Annotated in this window: 33 protein-coding genes; 26 read left to right on the top strand and 7 right to left on the bottom strand. The window is 55.4% G+C overall.

Features of this window, described 5'->3' with window-relative positions; translation table 11 throughout:
- Positions 1-7: 7 nt before the first annotated feature.
- The 8 genes from G411_RS0100855 (at position 8) to G411_RS0100820 (ending at position 6,808) form a co-directional block, all read left to right on the top strand.
- Positions 8-280 carry a hypothetical protein gene (locus G411_RS0100855; RefSeq protein WP_022957274.1) on the top strand — a complete coding sequence of 91 codons (273 nt, stop codon included), beginning with the start codon at positions 8-10 and terminating at the stop codon, positions 278-280.
- A gap of 112 nt (positions 281-392) precedes the next feature.
- On the top strand, positions 393-1,898 hold the full coding sequence (locus G411_RS18815) for a phage tail sheath subtilisin-like domain-containing protein (protein ID WP_022957273.1): 1,506 nt from the start codon (positions 393-395) through the stop codon (positions 1,896-1,898).
- 40 nt (positions 1,899-1,938) lie between these two features.
- Positions 1,939-2,451, top strand: a complete 513-nt coding sequence (locus tag G411_RS0100845) for a phage major tail tube protein (RefSeq protein ID WP_022957272.1) — start codon at positions 1,939-1,941, stop codon at positions 2,449-2,451.
- A gap of 21 nt (positions 2,452-2,472) precedes the next feature.
- The gene (locus G411_RS18810) at positions 2,473-2,796 is read left to right on the top strand and encodes a phage tail assembly protein (protein ID WP_022957271.1); all 324 of its coding nucleotides are present in this window, start codon (positions 2,473-2,475) and stop codon (positions 2,794-2,796) included.
- A gap of 17 nt (positions 2,797-2,813) precedes the next feature.
- Entirely contained in the window at positions 2,814-2,966 is a 153-nt protein-coding gene (locus G411_RS21235) for a GpE family phage tail protein (RefSeq protein WP_022957270.1), read from the top strand.
- Positions 2,967-2,980: 14 nt separating this feature from the next.
- Positions 2,981-5,374 (top strand): phage tail tape measure protein, encoded by a 2,394-nt coding sequence (locus G411_RS0100830; RefSeq protein WP_022957269.1) that lies wholly within the window; start codon positions 2,981-2,983, stop codon positions 5,372-5,374.
- A gap of 10 nt (positions 5,375-5,384) precedes the next feature.
- Positions 5,385-5,831, top strand: coding sequence for a phage tail protein (locus G411_RS0100825; RefSeq protein ID WP_022957268.1), 447 nt, complete (start codon positions 5,385-5,387; stop codon positions 5,829-5,831).
- Positions 5,828-6,808 (top strand): contractile injection system protein, VgrG/Pvc8 family, encoded by a 981-nt coding sequence (locus tag G411_RS0100820; RefSeq protein ID WP_022957267.1) that lies wholly within the window; start codon positions 5,828-5,830, stop codon positions 6,806-6,808. The genes G411_RS0100825 and G411_RS0100820 overlap by 4 nt, the downstream gene beginning before the upstream one ends.
- 79 nt (positions 6,809-6,887) lie before the next feature.
- Here the strand turns inward: G411_RS0100820 and G411_RS22490 are convergent, their stop codons facing one another.
- From G411_RS22490 to G411_RS0100800, 4 genes are all read right to left on the bottom strand, one after another.
- Positions 6,888-7,013, bottom strand: a complete 126-nt coding sequence (locus G411_RS22490; protein ID WP_022957266.1) for a hypothetical protein — start codon at positions 7,011-7,013, stop codon at positions 6,888-6,890.
- A 123-nt stretch (positions 7,014-7,136) separates the two neighbouring features.
- A complete protein-coding gene (locus tag G411_RS0100810; protein ID WP_022957265.1) occupies positions 7,137-7,508 on the bottom strand; it encodes a hypothetical protein in 372 nt (123 codons plus the stop codon).
- A 127-nt stretch (positions 7,509-7,635) separates the two neighbouring features.
- A complete protein-coding gene (locus G411_RS0100805) occupies positions 7,636-8,322 on the bottom strand; it encodes an HNH endonuclease (RefSeq protein WP_022957264.1) in 687 nt (228 codons plus the stop codon).
- 32 nt (positions 8,323-8,354) lie between these two features.
- Entirely contained in the window at positions 8,355-8,756 is a 402-nt protein-coding gene (locus G411_RS0100800) for a helix-turn-helix domain-containing protein (RefSeq protein WP_157581076.1), read from the bottom strand.
- A gap of 62 nt (positions 8,757-8,818) precedes the next feature.
- On the opposite strand from G411_RS0100800, the gene G411_RS22555 reads away from it, so the two are divergent.
- The 15 genes from G411_RS22555 to G411_RS0100735 all read left to right on the top strand — a co-directional run bounded on the left by G411_RS22555 (position 8,819) and on the right by G411_RS0100735 (position 17,195).
- Entirely contained in the window at positions 8,819-9,025 is a 207-nt protein-coding gene (locus G411_RS22555; RefSeq protein WP_022957262.1) for a transcriptional regulator, read from the top strand.
- Between the two features lie 61 nt (positions 9,026-9,086).
- The gene (locus G411_RS0100795; protein WP_022957261.1) at positions 9,087-9,488 is read left to right on the top strand and encodes a helix-turn-helix domain-containing protein; all 402 of its coding nucleotides are present in this window, start codon (positions 9,087-9,089) and stop codon (positions 9,486-9,488) included.
- The gene (locus G411_RS0100790) at positions 9,481-10,044 is read left to right on the top strand and encodes a phage antirepressor N-terminal domain-containing protein (protein WP_022957260.1); all 564 of its coding nucleotides are present in this window, start codon (positions 9,481-9,483) and stop codon (positions 10,042-10,044) included. The genes G411_RS0100795 and G411_RS0100790 overlap by 8 nt, the downstream gene beginning before the upstream one ends.
- 118 nt (positions 10,045-10,162) lie before the next feature.
- The gene (locus tag G411_RS0100785) at positions 10,163-10,732 is read left to right on the top strand and encodes a hypothetical protein (protein ID WP_022957259.1); all 570 of its coding nucleotides are present in this window, start codon (positions 10,163-10,165) and stop codon (positions 10,730-10,732) included.
- Positions 10,729-10,953 carry an Ogr/Delta-like zinc finger protein gene (locus G411_RS22550; RefSeq protein WP_157581074.1) on the top strand — a complete coding sequence of 75 codons (225 nt, stop codon included), beginning with the start codon at positions 10,729-10,731 and terminating at the stop codon, positions 10,951-10,953. Before G411_RS0100785 ends, G411_RS22550 begins: the two co-directional genes overlap by 4 nt.
- Positions 10,954-10,966: 13 nt before the next feature.
- Positions 10,967-11,311 carry a hypothetical protein gene (locus G411_RS0100780; protein ID WP_022957258.1) on the top strand — a complete coding sequence of 115 codons (345 nt, stop codon included), beginning with the start codon at positions 10,967-10,969 and terminating at the stop codon, positions 11,309-11,311.
- A gap of 11 nt (positions 11,312-11,322) precedes the next feature.
- Complete coding sequence (locus tag G411_RS0100775; protein WP_022957257.1) at positions 11,323-12,402, top strand: DNA polymerase III subunit beta; 1,080 nt, start codon at positions 11,323-11,325, stop codon at positions 12,400-12,402.
- Positions 12,403-12,410: 8 nt separating this feature from the next.
- The gene (locus G411_RS0100770; protein WP_022957256.1) at positions 12,411-12,665 is read left to right on the top strand and encodes a hypothetical protein; all 255 of its coding nucleotides are present in this window, start codon (positions 12,411-12,413) and stop codon (positions 12,663-12,665) included.
- Complete coding sequence (locus tag G411_RS0100765; RefSeq protein ID WP_022957255.1) at positions 12,662-13,015, top strand: hypothetical protein; 354 nt, start codon at positions 12,662-12,664, stop codon at positions 13,013-13,015. The genes G411_RS0100770 and G411_RS0100765 overlap by 4 nt, the downstream gene beginning before the upstream one ends.
- 9 nt (positions 13,016-13,024) lie before the next feature.
- Positions 13,025-15,685 carry a toprim domain-containing protein gene (locus G411_RS0100760; RefSeq protein WP_022957254.1) on the top strand — a complete coding sequence of 887 codons (2,661 nt, stop codon included), beginning with the start codon at positions 13,025-13,027 and terminating at the stop codon, positions 15,683-15,685.
- Positions 15,682-15,915, top strand: a complete 234-nt coding sequence (locus G411_RS0100755) for a hypothetical protein (protein ID WP_022957253.1) — start codon at positions 15,682-15,684, stop codon at positions 15,913-15,915. The genes G411_RS0100760 and G411_RS0100755 overlap by 4 nt, the downstream gene beginning before the upstream one ends.
- On the top strand, positions 15,905-16,045 hold the full coding sequence (locus G411_RS22010) for a hypothetical protein (RefSeq protein WP_022957252.1): 141 nt from the start codon (positions 15,905-15,907) through the stop codon (positions 16,043-16,045). The genes G411_RS0100755 and G411_RS22010 overlap by 11 nt, the downstream gene beginning before the upstream one ends.
- 29 nt (positions 16,046-16,074) lie before the next feature.
- Positions 16,075-16,299 carry a carbon storage regulator CsrA gene (gene csrA, locus G411_RS0100745; RefSeq protein ID WP_022957251.1) on the top strand — a complete coding sequence of 75 codons (225 nt, stop codon included), beginning with the start codon at positions 16,075-16,077 and terminating at the stop codon, positions 16,297-16,299.
- A gap of 62 nt (positions 16,300-16,361) precedes the next feature.
- Positions 16,362-16,643, top strand: coding sequence for a hypothetical protein (locus G411_RS0100740; RefSeq protein WP_028968022.1), 282 nt, complete (start codon positions 16,362-16,364; stop codon positions 16,641-16,643).
- 3 nt (positions 16,644-16,646) lie between these two features.
- Positions 16,647-17,195 (top strand): phage antirepressor N-terminal domain-containing protein, encoded by a 549-nt coding sequence (locus tag G411_RS0100735; protein WP_028968021.1) that lies wholly within the window; start codon positions 16,647-16,649, stop codon positions 17,193-17,195.
- A 76-nt stretch (positions 17,196-17,271) separates the two neighbouring features.
- Here the strand turns inward: G411_RS0100735 and G411_RS0100730 are convergent, their stop codons facing one another.
- Complete coding sequence (locus tag G411_RS0100730) at positions 17,272-17,607, bottom strand: addiction module antidote protein (protein ID WP_022957250.1); 336 nt, start codon at positions 17,605-17,607, stop codon at positions 17,272-17,274.
- A 3-nt stretch (positions 17,608-17,610) separates the two neighbouring features.
- Complete coding sequence (locus G411_RS0100725) at positions 17,611-17,907, bottom strand: type II toxin-antitoxin system RelE/ParE family toxin (RefSeq protein WP_022957249.1); 297 nt, start codon at positions 17,905-17,907, stop codon at positions 17,611-17,613.
- 27 nt (positions 17,908-17,934) lie between these two features.
- Here G411_RS0100725 and G411_RS0100720 point away from each other — a divergent pair, with 27 nt between their 5' ends.
- On the top strand, positions 17,935-18,885 hold the full coding sequence (locus tag G411_RS0100720; RefSeq protein WP_157581072.1) for a hypothetical protein: 951 nt from the start codon (positions 17,935-17,937) through the stop codon (positions 18,883-18,885).
- Positions 18,885-19,427, top strand: a complete 543-nt coding sequence (locus G411_RS0100715; protein WP_022957247.1) for a BRO-N domain-containing protein — start codon at positions 18,885-18,887, stop codon at positions 19,425-19,427. Before G411_RS0100720 ends, G411_RS0100715 begins: the two co-directional genes overlap by 1 nt.
- A 280-nt stretch (positions 19,428-19,707) precedes the next feature.
- On the opposite strand, the gene G411_RS0100710 is transcribed toward G411_RS0100715, so the two are convergent.
- Positions 19,708-20,052, bottom strand: coding sequence for a hypothetical protein (locus tag G411_RS0100710; RefSeq protein ID WP_022957246.1), 345 nt, complete (start codon positions 20,050-20,052; stop codon positions 19,708-19,710).
- A gap of 100 nt (positions 20,053-20,152) precedes the next feature.
- Between G411_RS0100710 and G411_RS0100705 the strand changes: the two genes are divergently transcribed.
- Positions 20,153-21,331 carry an Arm DNA-binding domain-containing protein gene (locus G411_RS0100705; protein ID WP_022957245.1) on the top strand — a complete coding sequence of 393 codons (1,179 nt, stop codon included), beginning with the start codon at positions 20,153-20,155 and terminating at the stop codon, positions 21,329-21,331.
- Positions 21,332-21,373 lie beyond the last annotated feature (42 nt).

Here is a 21,373-nt window from a genome sequence, read left to right as displayed (position 1 = left end):
GCTGCGCATGATTGTTTATCAGCACGACGCTGCCGGGCTGTATCAGGGTGAGACCGAAGCCGACGAATCACCCCTGGAACCCGGCAAGTTTTTATTGCCCGCTCGATGCACCGAAACACCGCCGCCGCCCGAGGTGCCCGAGGGAAAATGGCCGCGCTGGAACGGTCACAGTTGGGATCTGGTCAACCGGCCCGCCCAGGCAGAACCCGGAGACCCCGTGGCAAAGCTGCAGGCCTTTTTGCAGCAAAACCCCGACGTGGCACAGCTCATTTCCCAATAGCCCACCATCGCACCCCGCTGTATAGCGGGGTTTTACTCCTGCCGCTGCTTTAACGCGCATGGCAACCAGCGAAAAATGCGGGTAACGCAATCATTAATCGCTGGAGACCACCATGTCTGACCAATATCACCACGGCGTCCGCATCATTGAAAAATCCGAAGGGGCGCGCCCAATCCGCACCGTAAATACGGCGGTGATTGGTCTGGTGGGTACCGCGCCAGACTCCACCCCAGCGGTGGCCGCCACCGGCCAAATTGGGGTTGTCGCGTCAGACACCGCCATCGCACTCACATCAACGCTGATCGGTCAGGCTGGCAACAGCGTCACCATTACCGTGATTGATACCGGCGAAGTGGACGAAGCGCTGGCGGTAGCGGTAGACGGCAACGACATTACTGTCACCTTGGCCACCGACGGCACGGGCGACGTGACCAGCACCGCCGCCGATGTGATTAACGAGATCACCAGCGAGGCGTCCGCCCTCGTCACTGCCGCCAATGCCACCGGCTCAGACGGCACTGGCGTAATGATTGCCGAGGCGAAAGTCACCCTGTCTGGCGGCGTCAACGAACCCTTCCCGCTGAATACCCCCGTTCTGGTACTGGGCAACCGGGCCAAATCCGCCTTGCTGGATAGCACCGGTAAAGGTCGTGGCACCTTGCCTGCCGCCATGACCGCCATCTTTGACCAGATTGGCGCCATGGTCGTAGTGGTGCGGGTGGCAGAGGGCATTGATGATGCCGCCACCACCACCAACGTGATCGGCTCGGTGGTAGACGGCAAAGCCACCGGCCTGCTGGCCCTGAAAGATGCCCAAGCCCAACTGGGCGTTAAACCCCGCATTCTGGGTGTGCCGGGGCTGGATCACCTCACCGGCGTGATTGCGGCCATGGTGAGCGTGGCCGACGACCTGCGCGCCTTTGCCTATGCCTACATTAGCGCCGACACCATGGAGGCCGCTGTTACTTCCCGCGATAGCTACGGCTCCAAGCGCCTTATGCTGCTGTGGCCCGAGTTCACCGGCTGGAATACCGCGCTGAATGCTGAGGTCGCACTCACCTCAACCGCCCGCGCACTGGGTGTGCGCGCCCGCGCCGACAACGAGGTGGGCTGGCACAAAACCCTGTCCAACATCGAGGTGAACGGCGTCACCGGCATTTCCAAGTCGGTGCATTTCGACCTCACCAACGTCAATACCGACGCCAACTACCTCAACGGCAACGAAATCACCACGCTGATCCGCAGCAGCGGCTTCCGCTTCTGGGGTTCGCGCACCTGCTCGAATGACCCGGTGTTTGCCTTTGAGTCTGCCGCCCGCACTGGCGACATTCTGGCCGACACCATTGCCGAGGCGCACATGTGGGCAATGGATAAGCCCATGAGCAAGGTGCTGATCAAAGAGATTGTGGAGGGCATCAACGCCAAATTCCGCAGCCTCAAGGCCAGCGGCTACATCGTGGATGCCTATGCCTACGTCGACACCGACCTCAACACCACCGAGACCTTGGCAGCGGGCAAGCTCACCATCAGCTACGACTACACCCCCGTGCCGCCGCTGGAAGACCTCACCTTCATCCAGACCATTACCGACCGTTACCTGGTGCAACTGGTCGCCTAAACGCGCCTGACGCCATCCACTCAATCACCGGAGAGCAACCATGCTGCCCAAGAAACTCAAGAACTTTAACCTGTTTGCCGACGGTGAAAACTTTGTTGGCCGGGTAGACGAAATCACGCTGCCCAACCTTGAGCGCAAGATGGAAGAAATGCGCCCCGGCGGGTTTAACGCGCCGGTCGATAGCGACATGGGCATGAACAAACTCACCTCGTCTTTCCGCCTGCACGAAATGGCCGCCAGTGTGCTTCGCCAGTTCGGTGTAACCACCGTAGACGGCGTGGCCCTGCGCTTTCTGGGCGCGGCTGTGAGCGACGGCGACGCCAGCCGCACCGATGCCATCGAAGTGGTTATGCGCGGGCGCTACAGCGGCCTGGAGCTGCCCAGCGGCTACAAAGCCGGGGAGTCGGGCATGCTCAATTGCACGGCCTCTCTCAGCTATTTCAAATATGTGGTGAACGGCGAAACGCTGATCGAAATCGACGTGATCAACATGATCGAAAACGTGGGCGGCACCGACCGCCTGGCAAGCCAGCGCAATGCGCTGGGTCTATAAACGCGTAACAAGGGGCGACTTATGAAAACGCAAGAAGTAGTACCGGCAGGCGTAGAGCAAGCGCCTGAAGCAGAGCAAAAGCAGACGCTTAATCCCGGCGAGATCCAGCTCAAAAAGCCGATAAAACGAGGCGATCAGGAAATTACCAAACTCACTCTGCGCAAGCCCAATACCGGCGCACTGCGTGGCTGCCGTCTTTCACTGCTGCTGAACGCCGACGTCGACAGCCTGATCACGGTGTTACCGCGCATTACTGATCCCGCACTGACAGAAATGGAAATTGCCGACATGGATGTAAAAGACCTGGTGAGCTGCGCAGAAGAGGTGATTGGTTTTTTGAACTGATTGGGCGGTCGGCAGGAATGCCACTGCCCGACCAGGTGGAAGACCCAATGGCAAATATCGCTACCGTCTTCCACTGGCCGCCCTCAGAAATGGCGGCAATGCCCCTGGCCGATCTGGTCATGTGGGAGCAAAAAGCGCGGGACCGATCCGGCAACACTAACCCCAACTGAACCCGGTAACGCACATGAGTAATAACCTCAACAGCACGCTAACGCTTCGCATCGTTGATCAGTGGAGTGGACCCGCAAAAAAGCTGGCTGGCATCAACAGCGAGCTTGCACAAAAGCTCTCTGCCACCGGTAACGAACTCAAGAATATCGGCAACCAGCGCAAAGCGGTGGCCCGTCTCAAAGAATATGAGCTGGCATCCAGCAAGGCCAAAGAGGCCTCTGCCCAGGCGGCGGAGAAGGTCAAGCAGTTGCGGCTGGCGCGGGAGAAAGAAGCCGATCAGCTGAACATCACCCAGGCCAATCTGCGAAAATTGCAGGAGCTGAAAGCCAGTGGCGTAAAAGTCGATGCGAAAGAGATCGCCAATTTAAAGCGCCAGGCCAAAGAAAATAAAACCCTGATCCGTGAGCATGAGCGCGCAGAAAAGGCCTTGGAACAAGCCACCAAGCAGCGGCGTCTTGCGGCGGAGCGGTCGGTGGCGCTGCGGAAGAAGCTAAAAGCAGAGGGCATCGAAACAAGGGAGCTGGCTGCCGAACAAAAGCGCCTGGGCGCCGCCTACGCTCAGACTCAAGACAGAATAAAGGCGGTGGCCAGGGCTCATGGCCAGCTGGAAGCCGCCGAATCAAAGCACAACGAAACCCTGCAGAAAGCCGCTAACACTACCATTGTCGCGGCAGGGATGGACCGTGTTGGCCGGGGCGCGCTCAGCGTTCTATCGAAACCTGCTGGACAGGCAATATCCCGTCAGTCAGCCTTTACCGAAGTTGAAAAATTTGTAAAAGACGCCGATATGCCGGTGTTGATCTCGCAAATTAAAGAGCTGGCGAAGCAGTCTCCAATGGGCGCTGCTGCTGTCGCACAGTTGGTCGCTGCCGGCGGGAGAATAAACCTCTCTTCAGAAGAAGCCTTGAAGTTCGCACAGAGAAGCGAAGCACTTTCGGTTGCCTACGGAATAAGTGTTGACAAGGCTTCGGAGTCAATCCCAACGCTTCTAACGAGCATGAATCTAACAATGGAGCAAGTTGGAGTCTTGGGGGATGCCATAAACCACTTGGGTGACAACTCCGCGTCCAACGCGCCGAACATTCTGGAAATCGTTACCCGAGTTGGCTCTACAGCAAAAGCTGCTGGCTTGGCTGCACCGCAAATTGCCGCACTTGCTGCAGTGATAGATGGAGCTGCGCCCAGCGCGGAGATCGCGGCTACCAGCATGAAAAACCTGCTGCTTTCGTTGAGCAGCGGCGAACAGATGGCGGCTGGGAAGCAATCTATTCTTGAAGACCTTGGCTTTGATTCCGCCGACATTGCACGGCGGATGCAGGAAAACGCTGTAGGGACTATTCGTGAGGTCTTGGCGGCAATAGCTGATCGTGATGCAGAAGAGCGAAGCGGCATTGCCGAAATGCTGTTTGGTAGAGAATCTATCACTGCAGTTAACTCGTTGGTGGGCAATTTGAAAGCCTACGACGCTGCGATGATTGAAGTGGCAGATACCAGCAAATATTTGGGCAGCGCAGAGAGAGAGCGTGCCAAGCAGATGGAGACCTCGGAAATGCGGCTTCAGCGGCTGCAATCCAATTACCAGGACACGCTGGCAAACCTTGGTGACAAACTTCTTCCAACCATCAATACCCTTGCATCTGCTGCAGGCAGGCTTCTCGACGCAGTTAATTGGCTGAATGAGCGATTCCCGGTAGCAGGTAAAGTCGCAATGATTCTGGTGGGCGGGCTTGGTGCATTGGCTGTCGCTGTTGCCCCGGTACTGGTGTCTATCGCGGCCCTGCGTGTTGCCATTTCCGGCTTGGGCGTCAGCGCTAAACGGGCCGCTTTGCAAAATGCGGCCGGTGGCTTAGGGGGCGTCGTGGCCAGCGGCGGTAAGGGTGGCGCTCTGAAGGGGCTGGCCCGTGGATTGGGGTCTAAGGCGGGATTAATCGGTGCCGGTATCAGTGCACTGTCGATCGGCAGCACGCTAATGAGTGACAACCCCAATATCAACAAAGGGCTGGAGGTTTCCAAAGACCTTGGCGGCATGGGCGGAGCGCTGGCAGGCGGTGCGGCCGGTGCGGCACTGGGCTCAGTGGTGCCGATTGTCGGCACCGCCATTGGCGGCCTGGTAGGCGCCATTGCTGGTGGCATGGGTGGCGAGTGGTTTGGCAACAAGGTGGGCGACTGGGTGTTTGGTAACAAGGGCGCCGATGTAGCCAAGGCCAGCGTGCCGGTCAGCAGCGGAGCCCCGGTGGTGGCCGCTGGCGCCGCTGGTGGCCAGAACTACACCGACGCCAGCCAATACACCATCAACGTGCACCAGCAACCGGGCGAAAACGCCGATGCCCTGGTGAAAAAGACCATTGATGAAATTGACCGCCGCAAAGCCCGCCGCCGGGGCGGGGCATACGCGGACCACTCGTGAGGGCTAAGCCATGCTGATGTCGCTGGGCTTGTTTGTATTCTCCATAGACTCGCTGGCCTATGACCGGCTGCAACGCAGCACCCAATGGCGCTGGGCGGCCAATAACCGGCTGGGTGAGCGTCCGGCCCACCAATTTACCGGCCCCGGTGAAGACCGCATTACGCTTAGTGGCACGCTGGCCCACGACATTACCGGCGACGGCCAGCGCCTGCAGGATCTGCGCGATCTTGGCGACAGCGGTAAAGCCTGGGTGCTGATGCAGGGCGACGGTGAGCACAAGGGCTTCTGGTTTATCGACTCGGTGGAGGAAAACGCCAGCTATTTTTTCCCCGACGGCACCCCGCGCAAAATTGAATTTACCGTGGTGCTCAATCGCAACAACGACGGCGAAACCGACACTATCGGCACCCTGGCCATGAATGGCACCGGCAACCCTGAAACGGCCCGTACAGCATGACACCCATCGCCGCTATTACCGCCAACGGCCTTGCCCTGGCCACCGAGGTGCAAAAGCGCATTATCAGCGTGAGTTTCCACGACGCCAGCGGCACCACCGCTGACCAGTTGGTGCTGGAGCTGGACGACAGTGACGGTACCCTGAACATTCCCCCAAAGGGCGCGGTACTCAGCCTGCAGTTGGGTTTCCGGGACAAGGCCCTGCACAACAAGGGCACATTTACCGTTGACGATGTGGAGCACGCGGGGCCGCCAGACAAGCTGATTATTACCGCCCGCAGCGCGAACTTCCGCGAAGAGTTCAAGTCCCTGCGCTCTACCCATTGGGAGCCCGGCACTACCCTGGGTGCGCTGGTGGCGACCATTGCTGAGCGTTACAACCTGGCGCCGAAAGTGGCCCCCGATCTGGCCGATGTCGCGCTGGCGCAACTCAACCAAACCGCCGAATCAGACAGCGCCTTTCTCAACCGCATTGGCAAACAGTTTGACGCCGTAGCCACCAGCAAAAATGGCTACCTGTTGTTTTTCCCCAAGGGGCAGGGCGCCACTGCCAGCGGCGCGGCCTTGCCAATGGCCACCATTACCAAAAACCAGACCACCGACCATCGCTACAAAACCGCCGACCGCAACAGCCGCTTCACCGGCGTGACCGCTCGCTGGTACAACAACGACACCGCCCAGACCGAGACCGTGACCGTGGGTGAGGCGGGCTACACCAAACAAATTCGCGACCCATTGCCAGATGAGCAGCAAGCGGGTGAGGCGGCAAAAGCCGAGTGGGCGCGTATTCAGCGCGGCGACGCCACCATGAGCATTACCGTGGAACCAGGCCGCCCCGAGCTGGTAAACGGCCAACCAGTGGCGCTGAGCGGGTGGAAGGGGGGTATCGACGCCCACAATTGGGTGATCGAGGACTTAAACCACACCGTCAGCGACAGTGGGTTGGTCACGGCGGTGGAGTTGGTCACGAAGAGGTAGTTTTTGTCAGGATCTTGACCAAAAAAAAAGCCCCCTATGTTGGGAGCTTTCGTGAATATTCTATTTCTTTGAGAGCCTTTTATGCCGCAAGTAACTCTTCTTCGGCGGCGACAGTGGAAACAGCCTCGTTCCACATGTTGTCTAGCTCTTCAATAGCCTTAATGGCTTGGTTAAGAAGCTCTATGGTTTCAGCATAGTTACCCATATTTTGCCTCCTTGGCATTTCCCAGTTGACGACAGTGTTATGCTTCCTGTCAACCACATGCTTGTGGATAAACTGTGCATAACTTTTTAGTAAGGACTATCTTGCACTATTTCTGCTTAAATTTCAATTTTTCGCAACGTGTAAAAATGACTCATTTTCTAGAGCGTTTACGGCATCTATAAATGCGGCTTCATCATCTTGGTGGATCGCCTGCACTATATTTTGAATGTGTAAAATGTACTGCCTCACGTTCGCTATCTTAATGTGGTCTTCATCAGCTAGCTCAGGCCTATCTACTATTTTTGACAGCACAGGAAGCACAACAGTTTCCAATGAGTCACATATTTTATGAACATCCGGGTCCGGTATGTCCATCAGGGTAAATCCATACGTTCGGGAGTGATGAAGGACTTTGTTACAAAAAAGAACAGTTTTTTCCCATAACTCGTCGGCCAGCTCACTTATTTTATTAGCGTGTTGATCTATTGCGTTCATACCCTTGTCAGTCCTTTGCTGGCAAAAGGTGAAATTTTACTACATGTTTTTAAGCGTGAGCTAGACCCCGTTGTCGATACGTGCTGACCAAGATGCTAGATCAACATAGATCGGAGTATAGCTCTTTCTATTTTTTGTAGCAGAGAGCCATTATTTTGCTGATAGCTTTTGCTTCAGTAGGATAAATTCTGAGTCCATAGTTGATCGCCAATGATTTAAAGCGTCTCGTGTATTCACACCGAAATCCCGCCGCGGGCGGCATCCAATCATCAGGCCCCTTAGCGCCTTTCTCTCGGTTGGCTCCAGCATCCACAGCCAGCAAATTATCCATGTCATTGGCAAAGGCGCGCTTCTTCGCCCTTGTCCAGCCGCTGGCTCCATGACCATGCGCCCAGGCCAGCGGCACGATGTGATCAATATCCAGATCAGAGGCTTTATCAAAACGCTGGCCGGTGTAGGGGTCTAGCCACGATCCGTGGCTAACTGAGCAGCCTTTGTTGCGTTTGAACTTGACCGGCACCTGGCTATCACGAATCAGCACCTCAGCACGGGTGTCTTGGCAGTCATTATCTGCATCGATCCAGTGGGGCCAATCTTTCCGGTTGTAGAGAGTAGAAAATTCGCGGCCTTCGCTGACGGCCTCTGTTTGTGCCTTTTCAACTTGTGTCTTCGCGGATGTGCAGGGAGCGCGGTGGCAGTGGTATTCGCCGGTCTGGCGATTGGTGTGACCGCCGTTGCTGTCGAGTCCGCCGCCGTGGGGAAAGGCGCTGGGTGCAAAAATCAGGAGAGAAACTAAAAGCAGTCTATTTAACATAACTCAAATGCGGTCCGTGCATGCTCGGTTTCTTACCCTTTTTTTTCTAGCGCCTGGCGCAAGCCTGCGATGTGTAGGGCCATACGTTCGAGGTGGAGGAGGTCGTCTACAGTAAGGCCACCTGCTTCGTATAGCTCTTGTATGCGCTGAATGACCGCATTCACATACCTTGGCGCGCCTTCTTCCAGCTTCTCCTTTTGAAACCAGGCTGGCGGGGAACAATCAAGGATGCTGCACAGCATCATGATGTTCTCCCCAGAGATCTGGCCGGTTTTCTTCCAGCGGGAGACCGCAGCTGTGGTCAGTTTCATCCTGCGAGCAACTTCAGCCTGGCTAATTGCAGCCTTCGAAAAGACCTCAATCAGCCACAGTCGGTTTTCAACTTCGTATTTGTTTTTTGAATCTCGCATGCGGCGATTATTTGCTAATTTCACCTTGACATCTACCTTAACTTCATATTAGTGTTAATCTCAGATTAGCAATTGAGACGGGATTAATGGAAGCGCTAGAAAAGGCAATTGAAGTCGTAGGTGGACAAGCCCGGCTCGCCGAGAAACTCGCTATTGATACAGCAGCGATATCAGGCTGGAAAAAGCGTGGAAGCGTTCCGGCTGCGAGATGCAAGGCAATTGAAAACCTCACTGCAGGGAAGGTTGCCGCGCACCAACTTCGTCCAGACATCTTCGGCCCAACTCCAAGTTGATTCGACCTTATAGGCAGTACGACTGCTCTGTCTTGAATACGTGATCACAGGAGAAGGAAAAATGGCGGGCATTAAGTATAGAAGCGACGAGGTGACGGATTCCAACAAGCGTTGGATTAACTCGCTTTTGGCAGAAAGGCGCATAACTCAAAAGCGCTTATCCGGGGCGCTAGGTTGCACGGAGTCGGCAGTATCGAAGTTCAAGAGAACTGGTGCGATCAGCGCTGAGAGAATTATGGATATCTGCCGTGCGTTCGACGTTCCACCTCCATCTTGGCTGAAACTCGAATCGGCGCTATGCGCCTCTTCAATAGCTCCAACTTCACTGTTCAACATTTTCCAAATGAATGACAGCGGCCTTCTTAGCCCAGTCGACCTCGCACTTCTTGAGTCCATCGCCGCTCACTTGGCTGAGGTCCGAAAAGAAAACCAACCCACCCAGCGAGGCGAAAACCATGAGTAACGCAACCAAAGTAGTAAGTCTGATCAACTTCCACGGGGTCACCATGATCGTAGTGGAGCACGAAGGGGTGCAATACATCCCCTTCAAGCCGCTAGTAGACCTTGCGGAAATTGACTGGCGAGGTGCAAAACGCACTGTATTTGAGCCTGATAACGCCATTCTTTATGGCACTAAGCGACTTGTAGACCCCGTTTTATCGGCTGAGGGGGGATCTATTACCCCCCCCAAAGAAAGCATTTATCTCCAATTGAGCCGATCTCGAATGTTTTTGGCTCGAATCCAAACGAATCGGATCAAGGCTCGGGGTAAAGAAGAGGCGGCGCAAAAGCTTCTTAATCTCCAAGAGGAATGGGCAGAAGCCATCCACAACTATGAAACCTATGGTGTCGCACATAAACGCGGCAAAGGCGAAGCCGTTACCCAGCTCGACAAGCTGATTCGTTCCCGCAAGGCCACCACTGACCCAGCGGAGAAGAAATCCATCTCCAAGCTGATTCATGAACATCTCAATGAAATGGGCGCGGCCGTCGATGACGACATGCCACTTTTCCAATAGCTGAGCCATTCCCAGTGCTTGATATGAATAAGAAAGCACCCCGCATGCACTCCGAGTTGCTGGTTCTGAAACCTATGAGACGTTGGTGTTGCAAACATCAACACGGAAGGAAGTAAGCATGGAAATTAATCACACGCAAAATCGCCTCGCACTGATTCGTCGTTATCTGGATAGGTGGGCTTCAAGCCCACGCCATAACCGCCAGTTAGTGGCAGAGATCGTGGTGGAGAAGTTCGACCAGCTTGGCTTGAAAGAGCAACTGGCGGGCACTGGTGTGGAGTTTTCGCACGGCGATGATGCGGTTGGGGATATGCGCGCTCACGCCCAAAAGCTGTGGCGCTGGCTGGGAGCCTATGAGGAGGCCAAGCCCGCCCCGGATAAGCTTTGGTATTTAGAGCAGGCCATTGTGGCAGCAATGCCGCAGGATCTTCGTCTTCAGTACTTGCGGCATGTGTACGCGGCCTCTGGTATTTCCGTTTCTCACCAATTCGAGAGTAATGCAGCTGCATTGACGCTGGATCACTTGATTAAAGAGCAGGCGGATGCTGCCTGCTCACTGGTGTCCCTTATGGATGGCGTCGACCCCGGCGAGTTGGATAAAGCAGATAAAGAGCTGCACGAAGCCCTGTCGGCCACCGTTAGCGCCATCAACTACGTTAAAGCGCTGCGCGCAGGGGGTGCCGAATGAGCCGCCTGGTGCCATGCCCCCATTGCCTTTCTGACTCTTACATTCGTGACAGCGAGCAAATGACCCGGCTCACCCGAGAGCTGACGCTGATCTGTAAGAACCCGGTTTGCGGCCACACTTGGGTGGCCCATTTAACGGCCACCCGGACGCTGTCTGAGTCGGCCACGCCAGACCCCTCCATTCACCTCCCGGTGACCAAGGGCCTTTTCTCCAAAAACTAACGCAGGTGCGACCATGAGCAATGTATTGCCGTTTAACCCTGATAACACCATCAGCAACGCTGCCCTGAGCTACATGTTGAAACACCGCAGCCAGCATCTGGCCAGTCGCCAAGGCAACGAGGCGCTGCTGTCGCGCTGCCAGGCGCACCTGATGATGACGTTTGATATCACCGCCGATCGCGCCACCAAAGAAGCGGCGCTGGCGCTGGCAGAGGCCAGCCACAGTGGTGAGGTGTGGATTGATGTGGACGCCACCTGTGCGTTTTACACCACGCTGCGCACCAAGGATGGCCGCCAGATTATTGTGAGTGCAGACCAGATTCTGCACGCGATTACCGACTTCTTTTCTCTCCAATAACGAGGCCCCACATGAATGTGAATGTGACTGTGAATGCACAGGGACTGGCTGCCGCCCTGAAAAACAATCTGGCGCAAAAGCGAAGCACCTTGAACATCCTTGAGCATGTGCTGTTGATCGCTACGGAATCGCCCGCTGAGCTGCGGGTGATCAGCCGGGATTTCTCTCAAGAGATCGAGGTGGTGATTGCCGCTGAGCGTGTTGAGCAGGCGGGGAGTGTTACCTGTCATGCCGAGAAGTTGCAGGCGGCTGTCACGGGACTGGCTGGGCCTGCCACCTTGAGCACCACGGGCAGCCCCGACAGCGAACAGTTTAAAACCGTGTTGCAGCAAGGCCGTCGGCGCTTTCAGATTTTGTCGATGCCGGCAGATATTTTCCCCAAAGGGCAGGAGATGGGCCAGGCGAAATCGCCTGTGTTAGACCCCGAGGAATTAGCCAAAGCCATTGCGACGGTGCAGTACGCGGTGGCAGTTCATGACGCGCGCCCCGCGCTGCTGGGGGTTCACCTGAATGAGCATGACGTGGTTGCAACGGATGGTCACCGGGCCGCCTGCGCGCTGATCGATGCCGATTTTCGGCCTATTACGATTCCCCGCGATAGCCTCAAAAACCTGATTGCGGCGCTGATGGAAGAGGGCGCAGAGCTCCGCTATAGCGATAGTGCCATTGAAGTAGTCCACGCCTGCGGCCGCTACCGGTCGCAGCTGCTTGATGTGAAATACGTGGATTACAAACGAGTGATGCGCATTCCTGTAAGCGGCGTGACCGCGACCCTGGACGCGGCGCATATCGCACCTGCGTTGAGTCGTCTGCGCAGTTTTGTACCGGTAGGCACCCAGATGCTTGGCTGCGAAATCAATGAAAATCTGCTGTCGCTGACGGCGGGCACAGAGAGCGACACCAAGGACGAAGCTGAGGCGCAATGCAGCGGAAGCTGGCCGAAGGTGCACCTGAATCTGAGTTACCTGAACGATGCCATGAATGCCGTTAAGGGCGAATTCACCTGGCTCAATACCGGTACCCAAAATCCCCAGTTTTTGTGGACCGGCAATCAGGAGGTCGTGCATGTGCTCATGCCGATTCGCATGTAGGGGGCGCCATGAAAACCAATAAGCAAATTGCTGACCGTTACCGGAAAGAGCGCTGCCGAGACCTGAGCCTGACGGGCGGCGTTATCCACATTTTCAACGGCGAGGCCTGCGGCTGGATGGATAAGGTGCGCGACCCGCACACCGCCATGCCCGGTTCAATTCTCGTTGATGAACAGGGCAATGAATGGGTCGCCACCGGCGGCGATGACTACAACGGCGCTACGGCGTGGGAAGCAGTGACCAAAACGGAGAAAGCATCATGAATGACGCGATGTTGAACAACATCACCATTGACGAACTGGAAACCCATTTGTGGCTCACCGAGCCCTATAGCTCCGCCCACAACGCTGTTCTGAAAGTGCTTGACGAACGCGATGAGTTGGATGACAGCCACCCTGACTACAACCTGATCCGTGATCGACTTGAAACCATTGAACGCCACGCCAATGTGAGCTGCGGCGCTATGGAGGAATTGGTGGAGATTTTTGCGGATTCAGATCTTGAACCGTATTTCGAGCGGGTGTCTCTGGAGAAAATCCATAGATCCATAAGCCACAGTGAGGAAGTGGTGACCAACAAAGACCTTATCTCCGAACAAATCGAACTGTACTAAGGGGCAACCATGATCCCAGCGGTACATAACGATATCACCCAGCGCCTGCTGCGGGATTATCAGTTCAAGGAGCGCAGCGGCTGGCTGCGCTCCGGTGTTTGCCCCAGCTGCGGCAAGAAGGAGCTGTACACCAAAGCGGAAAGCCCTTGGGTGATTCGCTGCGGCCGGGAAAATAACTGCGCCTGGTCAGGGCACATTAAAGAGCTGTACCCCGATGCGTTTGAGAAATTCAACGAGCGCTACCAGCCCACGGACGATAACCCCCGAGCCACCGCCGACGCGTACTTAATGCAGGCGAGGGGATTTGATATTACCCGCATTGCGGGCTGGTATGAGCAGGACCGATGGTGGAGCCCCAACGTGATCGGCAAGCAGTCGGGCACGGCCACGGTGCGCTTTATGATTGCCGATGGCATCTACTTTGACCGCTTCGTTGAAGAGCTGTGGGTTAACGACAACGGCGAGAAGAAGAAGCGCAAGGCCTCATTCAAGGGCGATTATAAGGGCTTGGCCTGGTTCCCCCCGGGGCAGGAAATCGCCCACGGCAACGAGGTGTTTATTGTTGAGGGTATTCTGGATGCGATCGCCCTTTACCTGAACGGTTACAAAGCCTGCGCCATATTAGGTTGCACCAATTTCCCCTCGGCGTTTTTTGACGAGCACAAGCATAAAGACGTGCGCTGGGTGTGGGCGCTGGATGGCGACGCGGCAGGGCGTAAGTGGACCCTGCGCCACCATACTCGCCTGGCTGAAACCAACGAGCGGTCTACCGCCGTGACCATTCCCCAAAACAGCAAGGGCAAAGACGACTGGAACGACCTGCACATGCAGGCCCGCCTTACCGAGAAGGATATGGCGCGGTATCGCTACCACGGCAGCCTACTGATTGCCGCCAGTGCCAGCGAAAAAGCCCTGCTGATGTACAACCACCACCAGCGGCAGGAGTTCAATTTTGAGTTTCGCAGCCGGGTGTACTGGTTTGCGCTCAACCTGGACAAGTTCAACAAGGCCTATAACAGCCTGAGCGATGCCGACGAAGGGATGACTGAGCGGGAAATGCGCGACAAGGCGCTGGAGCTGAGCAACACGATTTGCGAGATCGCCAATTGCCATTTCCAGTTTTTGTATTTTCAGGCCAATACCATCACCGATGAGAGCTGGTATTACGCCCGTATTACCTTTCCCCACGGTGGGCCAGCCGTTAAAAACACCTTTACCGGGGGGCAGCTTTCCAGTGCCAGTGAGTTTAAAAAGCGCCTGCTATCGGTCGCGGCGGGCAGTGTGTTTACCGGCACCAGTCAGCAGCTGGACACGATTGCCAAGGACCAGCTTTTCAATATTAAGACCGTCAATACCATCGACTTTTTGGGCTACAGCAAAGAGTTTGGCATTTACGTTTACAACGATGTGGCGGTCAAAGATGGTCGCCTGATCGGCATCAACGATGAGGACTATTTCGACGCGGGCAAACTGGCGATCAAGAGCCTGAACCAATCCGTGCACCTGGCGATTGCGAAAAACGCCGACAACTACCGCACCGACTGGGTGCACCACATTCATGTGTGTTTTGGCGAAAAGGGCCTGGTGGCGCTGGCCTTCTGGTTTGGTGCTTTATTTGCCGAGCAGATCCGCGATACCCAAAAAAGCTATCCCTTTTGCGAAATCATCGGCGAGCCCGGCGCGGGTAAAACCACCCTCATTGAGTTTTTGTGGAAGACCTTTGGTCGGCGCGATTACGAAGGTTTTGACCCCAGCAAGTCTACGGCAGCCGCCCGTGCGCGGAATATGGGGCAGGTGTCCAATATGCCGGTGGTGCTGATTGAGGGCGACCGCGACGAAGATACCGCCCACGGCAAAAAGTTTGACTGGGACGAGCTGAAAACGGCTTACAACGGGCGGTCGGTGCGCAGCCGAGGCATGAAGAACAGTGGCAACGAGACCTATGAGCCGCCGTTTCGTGGCGCGGTTGCCATCAGCCAGAACGCTGCTGTACAGGCCAGTGAGGCGGTGCTGCAGCGGATTGTGCACCTGCGCTTTACCCGCGCTGCGCACAACGACGACAGCAAGCGGATGGCCCATGAGCTGGAGCACATGCCCTTGGAGCATGTGAGCAGCTTTGTGCTCGAGTCGGTAAAAAAAGAGGCCGAGATTATGGCTCTGATTTCCGAAAAAACCCCCGAATTTGAGCAGCGCCTGATGGCCCAGCCCGGCATTAAGAACGTGCGGATTGCGAAGAACCACGGGCAACTGTGTGCCCTGGTAAGTGCCTTGGCGCTGGTGTTGCCCCTCAGCAAAGAGCAGGTGAAGGCGACCCAGCGGGAGCTGCTGAATATGGCCGTGGAGCGCCAGAAGGCGATTAGTGCTGATCATCCGGTAGTGCAGGAATTTTGGGAGCAATACGAATTTTTGAATGGTGGCGACAACGATCCCAAGCTCAACCACAGCAAAAATAAAGATCGAATCGCCATCAACCTGAACCACTTTGTGGAGCGCGCCGTGGAGCACCGCCAGCAGGTGCCGCCCATGACCGATCTGAAGCGCCTGCTTAAAGGCAGCCGCCGTCACAAATACCTCGATACCAAGGTGGTTAATTCTGCCATTCACCTGAACGGCACCGAGGGGAAGTCGGTGCGCTGCTGGATATTTGAAAACAAGGAGAGACCCGCGTGAGCGAATTTACCGAAGACCCCGGCATGGCCAGCTATGAGGAGCTGGTAGCCGGTGGCAATGCACTGGCCATAGCGCTATTGGATGTGTTGCTGCAAGTGCACCGTGAAGATGAGTCTAACAAGCTGATTGTGCGCGCTGCCAAGCCGCTCAGCGAATGGAAAGCTATCTATGACCGCACCGGCTTTGCCAAACGTCCGCACCTGCCGGCAGGTGCCACCCATGACCGCTGAGAAACTGTTACCCGCCGCCATGATGGTGTTGCAACTGGGCGCTGCCGCGCCCTACCTGATGGGTGGCGACTGGAGAAAAGGGCTCTATTGGCTGTTTGCCGCAGGGCTCACCTACGTGGTCACGTTTTAGTGGCCCAAAACTAAGGAAGGAGAACCACCATGTTGATCTTAACCCGACGGATAGGCGAGACCCTGATCTGCGACGACAACGGCAAGCTGGTCGAAGTGACTGTGCTGGGCGTGAAGGGCAACCAGGTGCGGCTTGGCATTGTTGCTGAAAAGGATGTGGGCGTGGACCGTGAGGAGATTTACCAGCGCAAACAGGCCCAGAAACAAGCACCTGACACCATGACTGACCGGCGCAAGCACCTCTCCGCCATTTAACGAAGGTGGCACCGGAGAGCGGCAACTCCCCGGTGCCCACTGACCACAACAGGGGCATGACCATGCAAACAGAGGGAGCTTGCGGGGGCAAGAAGGGCGGGGCACTTTCACGACGTGCTGCAATGCTATGCCAGTCCGCCGAGTTCCGGCTGTGGCTCGACCGCAAGCGCAATGCGAAATACCCAATCTATATTGCTGACGGCACCCACACCGAAGAAGACGCCCGCGACTTCTTTCTGGATGCCTGCGGCATAGAAAGCCGCGCCGAACTGGACCACAAACCCGAGGCGGCGGCGATGTTTCAGAAGATTTGTAAAAGCTATTCCCGTTATCAAGCGAGGTGAACCATGAAAAACGAACGTATCCATATTTCAATCGGCTTCGGCGATGCAATATTGCCGGTGGTGAAATGCGAAGATGGGCATGACCGAGTGCCCCTTAAACCGATATGCGATCAGATCGGTATCCAGTGGAAAAGGCAAAAGACAAAATTGCTTAACGACTCATATCTGACCGAGCGGTTTGGGATGACTTTGGGGGTACCCCGGTACCCCCAAATGGACGAGAAACCTGTTGAAAGAGAGCAATATCTTATCCGATTAGACCGTGTCACTTCGTTTTTGAACACATTAAGTCCCCGAAATATCAATGCTCAGGGCAATCTGGAATCTGCAGAGTGGCTTAAATCTAAACATGAGGAATGGGACGGCGCGCTCCATGCCTATGAAACTCAGGGCATCGCCGTAAAAGCCGGAAATGGTTCCAGCATTGTTAACGTGCTCGCCAAAATCGATGGTATTAAAAATCCCAAGCTCAGGCAGGTCGCTATTGAGAAAGCCAACGCGGCCTATGGCCTGGATATTCCTGTGGTAACCCAGCTCGGGTTCGGGGAGTAGGTGCTTGGTGCGTATGCGAGAAGGTCAGTGGTCCCTGCTTTGGGTGAGACTATCACTCGAAGCAGGGAGGGGGGCGTCAATGCGCTACAGCGTGGTTGTCCTGCTTTGCTATAGGTGTGGCAACGACTTTAAGGCCAACGCCCATCGCCCCCAATACCTTACTGATGGTTTCAAATTGTGGTTTAGCGCCGACTCGCAATGCTTTATACAAACTTTCACGTCCGAGGCCGCTGGCCTGGGCGATCTGAGTCATTCCACGAGCTTTGGCAACATAGCCGACAGCTCGGATCAGCTCGTTGGTATCCCCGTCTTCCAGAACCATCGAAAGGTATTCTGCAATATCCTCTTCGCTGCGAAGCTGTTCGGCCATATCAAATTCAGCCAGGTCGCTTACTTTAATTTTGTCATTCATGGTTCAATCCTCCAGCTGTTCAGCCAGTTTTTTAGCGGCGTCGATATCGGCCTGTTGGCTCGATTTATCTCCACCGCCGAGCATTACAATCAGTGTTTCGCCGCGCTCTACAAAGTACATTCGCCAACCGGGGCCAAAGAACTCGCGCATTTCAAAAACGCCGTCGCCCACGGAGCTGGTGTCACCCAACAAGCCCCTAGAGGCTTTTTCCAAGCGACGAGACAAACGCAGTCGAGTTGTACTGTCTTTCAGGCCGTTAAGCCAGTCGTCGAATTCATCCAGGCGCTTTATTGTGTACATGCGGCTAGTGTATCCGTTTGGATACGATTGTCAAACATTGGTTCAACAGCATGCAATTTGACAATTCTAAATAATTATCCATACACTATCCCCGTTGCGGCAAAATCCGCAGCCGGGATTGGCGTCCCGATTCGAGCAAGAGCGCAATGGCGCTCATCCGAAGCGCTTTTTTTGTGCCCGCAGTTTATGGCGGGTGTCATGGGGGCGACTTCGGTCGCGCCGGTTCTCTTGCCCGGTAACGCCAACCCTGTGACGCCCGCCACCCTATTAATTGGCGTTAATGGTGGCGGTTCTCTGACTCAGCAAGAGGCTACTGCCATGAAAAACCCTACCCAAAATCCGTCCGGATTCAACGCAGATCACCTGGATACTGTCCGCGAGCAAGGCTCAGTTGCCGTCAATCTGACGTCAACTGAAGTCAATCTGACTCCGCTTGAACCCGCTTCAGTTGACCTCAGCCTGAGGTCAACTGCCGTCAATTTGACGGCGGTTGACCATTCAGTCGATATCAATCTGATATCGGTTGAACCTTCTGCGACTGACCTCACCGAGGATTCAGTTGGGGTCAAATTGACCCCAACTGATACCAGTTTGGTATCGACTGAGCGCGAACCATCCTTACTTTCCATTCCCGGCCTGAGCGTAAGCTGTTTGGCATCGGCTTTTCTCTACCTGCATGTAGCCCTGGACAGCGCTATTGACTCGGTCAATGAGCGCCTGATCGACAACAGCGATCTTCCCAATGTGATGGCCCACCATATCGACGAGGTGCGCGCCGTTCTGCAACTGACGCCTTACTGTTACCTGAGCAAGCAACTGAAAGCGCTGCTGTGGTGCCTGGGCCGCCAGGCCGACCTCATGCCGGAGGGCGAGCTGGACAAAAAGGCCATGCTCACCAACCTGCACCGGGTGCAAATGAATGTGTGGCGCTGGGAAGCCAAAACCCAGCAAAGCGCGGTAGTAGGGGAGGCGGCATAATGACTCAACATACCCCCATGCCCTTTCACTGGGGCCAGATCGAACTGACTCAGGCCGTATTTATCGATGGCATTCCTCATGCCACCAAAACCGCGATCGGTGAGTGGCTGGAATATGCCGAGCCGCGCAGGTGCATCAACAATATCTTAGACCGAAATTTGCACATCAATCATTACTCAGTTGACATCAAGTTGATGTCAACTGACGGCAAAAATTACGACACCAAGGTGTATCACCCCATTGGGTTTTTGCTGTTGGTGATGGAGTCCGGTCAGCCAAAAGCCCAGGCGATGAAGGTGGCGGTGGCCGAGTTTGTGTGGCATTTCGCCGGGCCAGTTAACATCAGCGACAAGGAGAGGAATGGCTACATCCGGGAGATTGAGCGGCTGACCGATAAACTGGCTGTCTGCCGGGATGCGATGGTGTACAAGCAGACCTGGATTACCCTGCAGCACTATTGCCGCCTGGCTGCCTGGCCAATGCCAGAGCTGCCGTTGCTGGGCAAAGAACCTCAGCAGATGGTGCTGGAGGTGCTGCCATGAGCAAGGCCAATATCAGCATCAATCGGGATGTGTTCACTTGCCCACAGTGCACCTCACCGGCGGTTATCACCCGCTTTAAAAAGCAGACGCGCTGCAATACCGAGGTGTCGTTGGTTTGTAATAGCCCACGGTGCTATTTCCAGTGGGTTTGTCAGATAACGGCGGTGAGGGCTTTAAGCGCTCAAGAGGGGGCAAAGGTCAGACTCCCGCATTTCAGAGAAAGACTTTGCTAATTTTGCGGGATTGGTTGGCGGCGGCCAGGTTGGCGCCGCCATGTTACTCAAAGACCAAAGACGTTGACGTAAAAGTCGTTTCCGTCATCAGTCACTTCAACGGTGTAGGTTATTTGCAAGTCGCTAGAATCGCCGGTTGGCTCATGATTAATGCCAAGTTCTGCGGCGCATTCGTGAGCCCCAGTTTGTTCATTCGTAGCTGTAGTTCTTATCGCTCCGACTGTGTATTTAAAGCCGCTGGCATCGGCTTCACCGATCTGATTCTTCATCTCACGATCAGCAATTTCTGCAACCAGATCGGTCACTCTGCTGTCACTGCATTTAGGCACAGACTTGGCACATCCAGAGGCGAAAACAATAACGGAAAGGAAGGTGATTACGGTTTTTTTCATGCTTGGATTCCCTGTTTTTTTACTGTGATTCCATTTTCTTGAACATCGATACGCGATGAATGATCTTCACCGCTGACAATGATCAGTTAGGGCGATAGTAATGGCGAAGGGTTGGGAAGTCCACGGTGGGATGCTGCGGGTTTATTTTTACTACAAGGGGGATAAATGCCGGGAGCCATTGAACCTGCCGCCCACGGATCAAAACAAGGCGTATGCTGAGGGCCTGGTGGCCACCATTAAGCATGAGATTCGGCAGGGCATTTTTGACTATGCCAGCCGATTTCCCAATTCGCCGCGGTTGAAGCAAAACACTTTCGGGCACTACCTGGATATTTTCTATGAGATCAAAGCCCGCAAGGTGGCGGCACTGACGCTGGAGAATTACCAGCGCTGGGGAAGAGGCTATATTCGCCCCCAGTGGGGCCACCGGCTGGTGGAGGATATCGACACCATCGACATAGAGAAATGGATCAGTGCGTCCCTTGACTCGCTTGCCAGCAAAAGCATCAAGGAGATTCTGCAGATAATGTCTCAGGTGTTTGACCTTTACGGCACCCGCCACCGCGTTCACTACAATCCCACAAAGCCGATCCGGGTGGCGTTGCCTGACTCGGAAGATCCGGATGTGTTCACGCGCCGGGAAATTAACCTGATTCTCAATACGCCCACTGAGCGTGAATCTGAGCGCAACATGACGGAGTTTTGGCTGTGGTCCGGCCCGCGCACCGCAGAGCTGATTGCGATGAGCTGGGATTATATCGACCTCGACGCCGGTATTGCCCGGTATGAAATGGGCGTGGTTGAAGGGCAGTACAAGGCGACCAAGACGCGGCGTTCAAAGCGCACGGTGGAACTGTTGAAGCCGGCTGTTGACGCGTTGCGACGACAGAAAGCGATCACCGGCGACCTGGAGCCGATCACGGTTGAGATGACCGACCGGGATAACCGCACTATCCGCAAAGTGAAATTCCGGCCGGTATGGGTAAGCACCGGTACCGGCGAGCCGTTCATCCACATTAAGAGTTACCGGGAATATTGGTGGACCAATCACCTGGAGGCGGCTGGGGTTCGCTACCGGGGGCCAAGCCAGTGCCGCCACACCTTCATCAGCCAGATGCTAACGGTGGGCATGCCCATCAACTGGATTATTGCGCAGGTGGGCCACACGTCAGAAGCCATGATCCGGAAGCACTACGGCAAATTCATTCAGGAAGACCAGCCGATCAACTTCTCGCAACTGGCCAACGCCAAGTTGGGGTTTACTGGGCAGGAAGAATAACAAAGCCCCGGAGTCACAAGCAGAAAGGCCGGTAATTCGGCC

Source organism: Spongiibacter tropicus DSM 19543 (genome assembly GCF_000420325.1).
Taxonomy (GTDB): Bacteria; Pseudomonadota; Gammaproteobacteria; order Pseudomonadales; family Spongiibacteraceae; genus Spongiibacter; species Spongiibacter tropicus.
Note: the sequence above shows the minus strand (reverse complement) of the source record. Positions and strands in the feature narration are given on the sequence as shown.

Coding starts and splice junctions, on each gene's coding strand:
- csrA (WP_022957251.1), top strand. CDS start 16,075: ATGTTGATCTTAACCCGACGGATAGGCGAGACCCTGATCTGCGACGAC.
- G411_RS0100735 (WP_028968021.1), top strand. CDS start 16,647: ATGAAAAACGAACGTATCCATATTTCAATCGGCTTCGGCGATGCAATA.
- G411_RS22555 (WP_022957262.1), top strand. CDS start 8,819: ATGGAAGCGCTAGAAAAGGCAATTGAAGTCGTAGGTGGACAAGCCCGG.
- G411_RS0100705 (WP_022957245.1), top strand. CDS start 20,153: ATGGCGAAGGGTTGGGAAGTCCACGGTGGGATGCTGCGGGTTTATTTT.
- G411_RS0100760 (WP_022957254.1), top strand. CDS start 13,025: ATGATCCCAGCGGTACATAACGATATCACCCAGCGCCTGCTGCGGGAT.
- G411_RS0100710 (WP_022957246.1), bottom strand. CDS start 20,052: ATGAAAAAAACCGTAATCACCTTCCTTTCCGTTATTGTTTTCGCCTCT.
- G411_RS0100790 (WP_022957260.1), top strand. CDS start 9,481: ATGAGTAACGCAACCAAAGTAGTAAGTCTGATCAACTTCCACGGGGTC.
- G411_RS18810 (WP_022957271.1), top strand. CDS start 2,473: ATGAAAACGCAAGAAGTAGTACCGGCAGGCGTAGAGCAAGCGCCTGAA.
- G411_RS0100765 (WP_022957255.1), top strand. CDS start 12,662: ATGAATGACGCGATGTTGAACAACATCACCATTGACGAACTGGAAACC.
- G411_RS0100770 (WP_022957256.1), top strand. CDS start 12,411: ATGAAAACCAATAAGCAAATTGCTGACCGTTACCGGAAAGAGCGCTGC.
- G411_RS18815 (WP_022957273.1), top strand. CDS start 393: ATGTCTGACCAATATCACCACGGCGTCCGCATCATTGAAAAATCCGAA.
- G411_RS0100780 (WP_022957258.1), top strand. CDS start 10,967: ATGAGCAATGTATTGCCGTTTAACCCTGATAACACCATCAGCAACGCT.
- G411_RS0100725 (WP_022957249.1), bottom strand. CDS start 17,907: ATGTACACAATAAAGCGCCTGGATGAATTCGACGACTGGCTTAACGGC.
- G411_RS0100730 (WP_022957250.1), bottom strand. CDS start 17,607: ATGAATGACAAAATTAAAGTAAGCGACCTGGCTGAATTTGATATGGCC.
- G411_RS22010 (WP_022957252.1), top strand. CDS start 15,905: ATGACCGCTGAGAAACTGTTACCCGCCGCCATGATGGTGTTGCAACTG.
- G411_RS0100855 (WP_022957274.1), top strand. CDS start 8: ATGATTGTTTATCAGCACGACGCTGCCGGGCTGTATCAGGGTGAGACC.
- G411_RS0100805 (WP_022957264.1), bottom strand. CDS start 8,322: ATGTTAAATAGACTGCTTTTAGTTTCTCTCCTGATTTTTGCACCCAGC.
- G411_RS0100740 (WP_028968022.1), top strand. CDS start 16,362: ATGCAAACAGAGGGAGCTTGCGGGGGCAAGAAGGGCGGGGCACTTTCA.
- G411_RS0100820 (WP_022957267.1), top strand. CDS start 5,828: ATGACACCCATCGCCGCTATTACCGCCAACGGCCTTGCCCTGGCCACC.
- G411_RS22490 (WP_022957266.1), bottom strand. CDS start 7,013: ATGGGTAACTATGCTGAAACCATAGAGCTTCTTAACCAAGCCATTAAG.
- G411_RS0100785 (WP_022957259.1), top strand. CDS start 10,163: ATGGAAATTAATCACACGCAAAATCGCCTCGCACTGATTCGTCGTTAT.
- G411_RS22550 (WP_157581074.1), top strand. CDS start 10,729: ATGAGCCGCCTGGTGCCATGCCCCCATTGCCTTTCTGACTCTTACATT.
- G411_RS21235 (WP_022957270.1), top strand. CDS start 2,814: ATGCCACTGCCCGACCAGGTGGAAGACCCAATGGCAAATATCGCTACC.
- G411_RS0100795 (WP_022957261.1), top strand. CDS start 9,087: ATGGCGGGCATTAAGTATAGAAGCGACGAGGTGACGGATTCCAACAAG.
- G411_RS0100775 (WP_022957257.1), top strand. CDS start 11,323: ATGAATGTGAATGTGACTGTGAATGCACAGGGACTGGCTGCCGCCCTG.
- G411_RS0100830 (WP_022957269.1), top strand. CDS start 2,981: ATGAGTAATAACCTCAACAGCACGCTAACGCTTCGCATCGTTGATCAG.
- G411_RS0100810 (WP_022957265.1), bottom strand. CDS start 7,508: ATGAACGCAATAGATCAACACGCTAATAAAATAAGTGAGCTGGCCGAC.
- G411_RS0100845 (WP_022957272.1), top strand. CDS start 1,939: ATGCTGCCCAAGAAACTCAAGAACTTTAACCTGTTTGCCGACGGTGAA.
- G411_RS0100715 (WP_022957247.1), top strand. CDS start 18,885: ATGACTCAACATACCCCCATGCCCTTTCACTGGGGCCAGATCGAACTG.
- G411_RS0100825 (WP_022957268.1), top strand. CDS start 5,385: ATGCTGATGTCGCTGGGCTTGTTTGTATTCTCCATAGACTCGCTGGCC.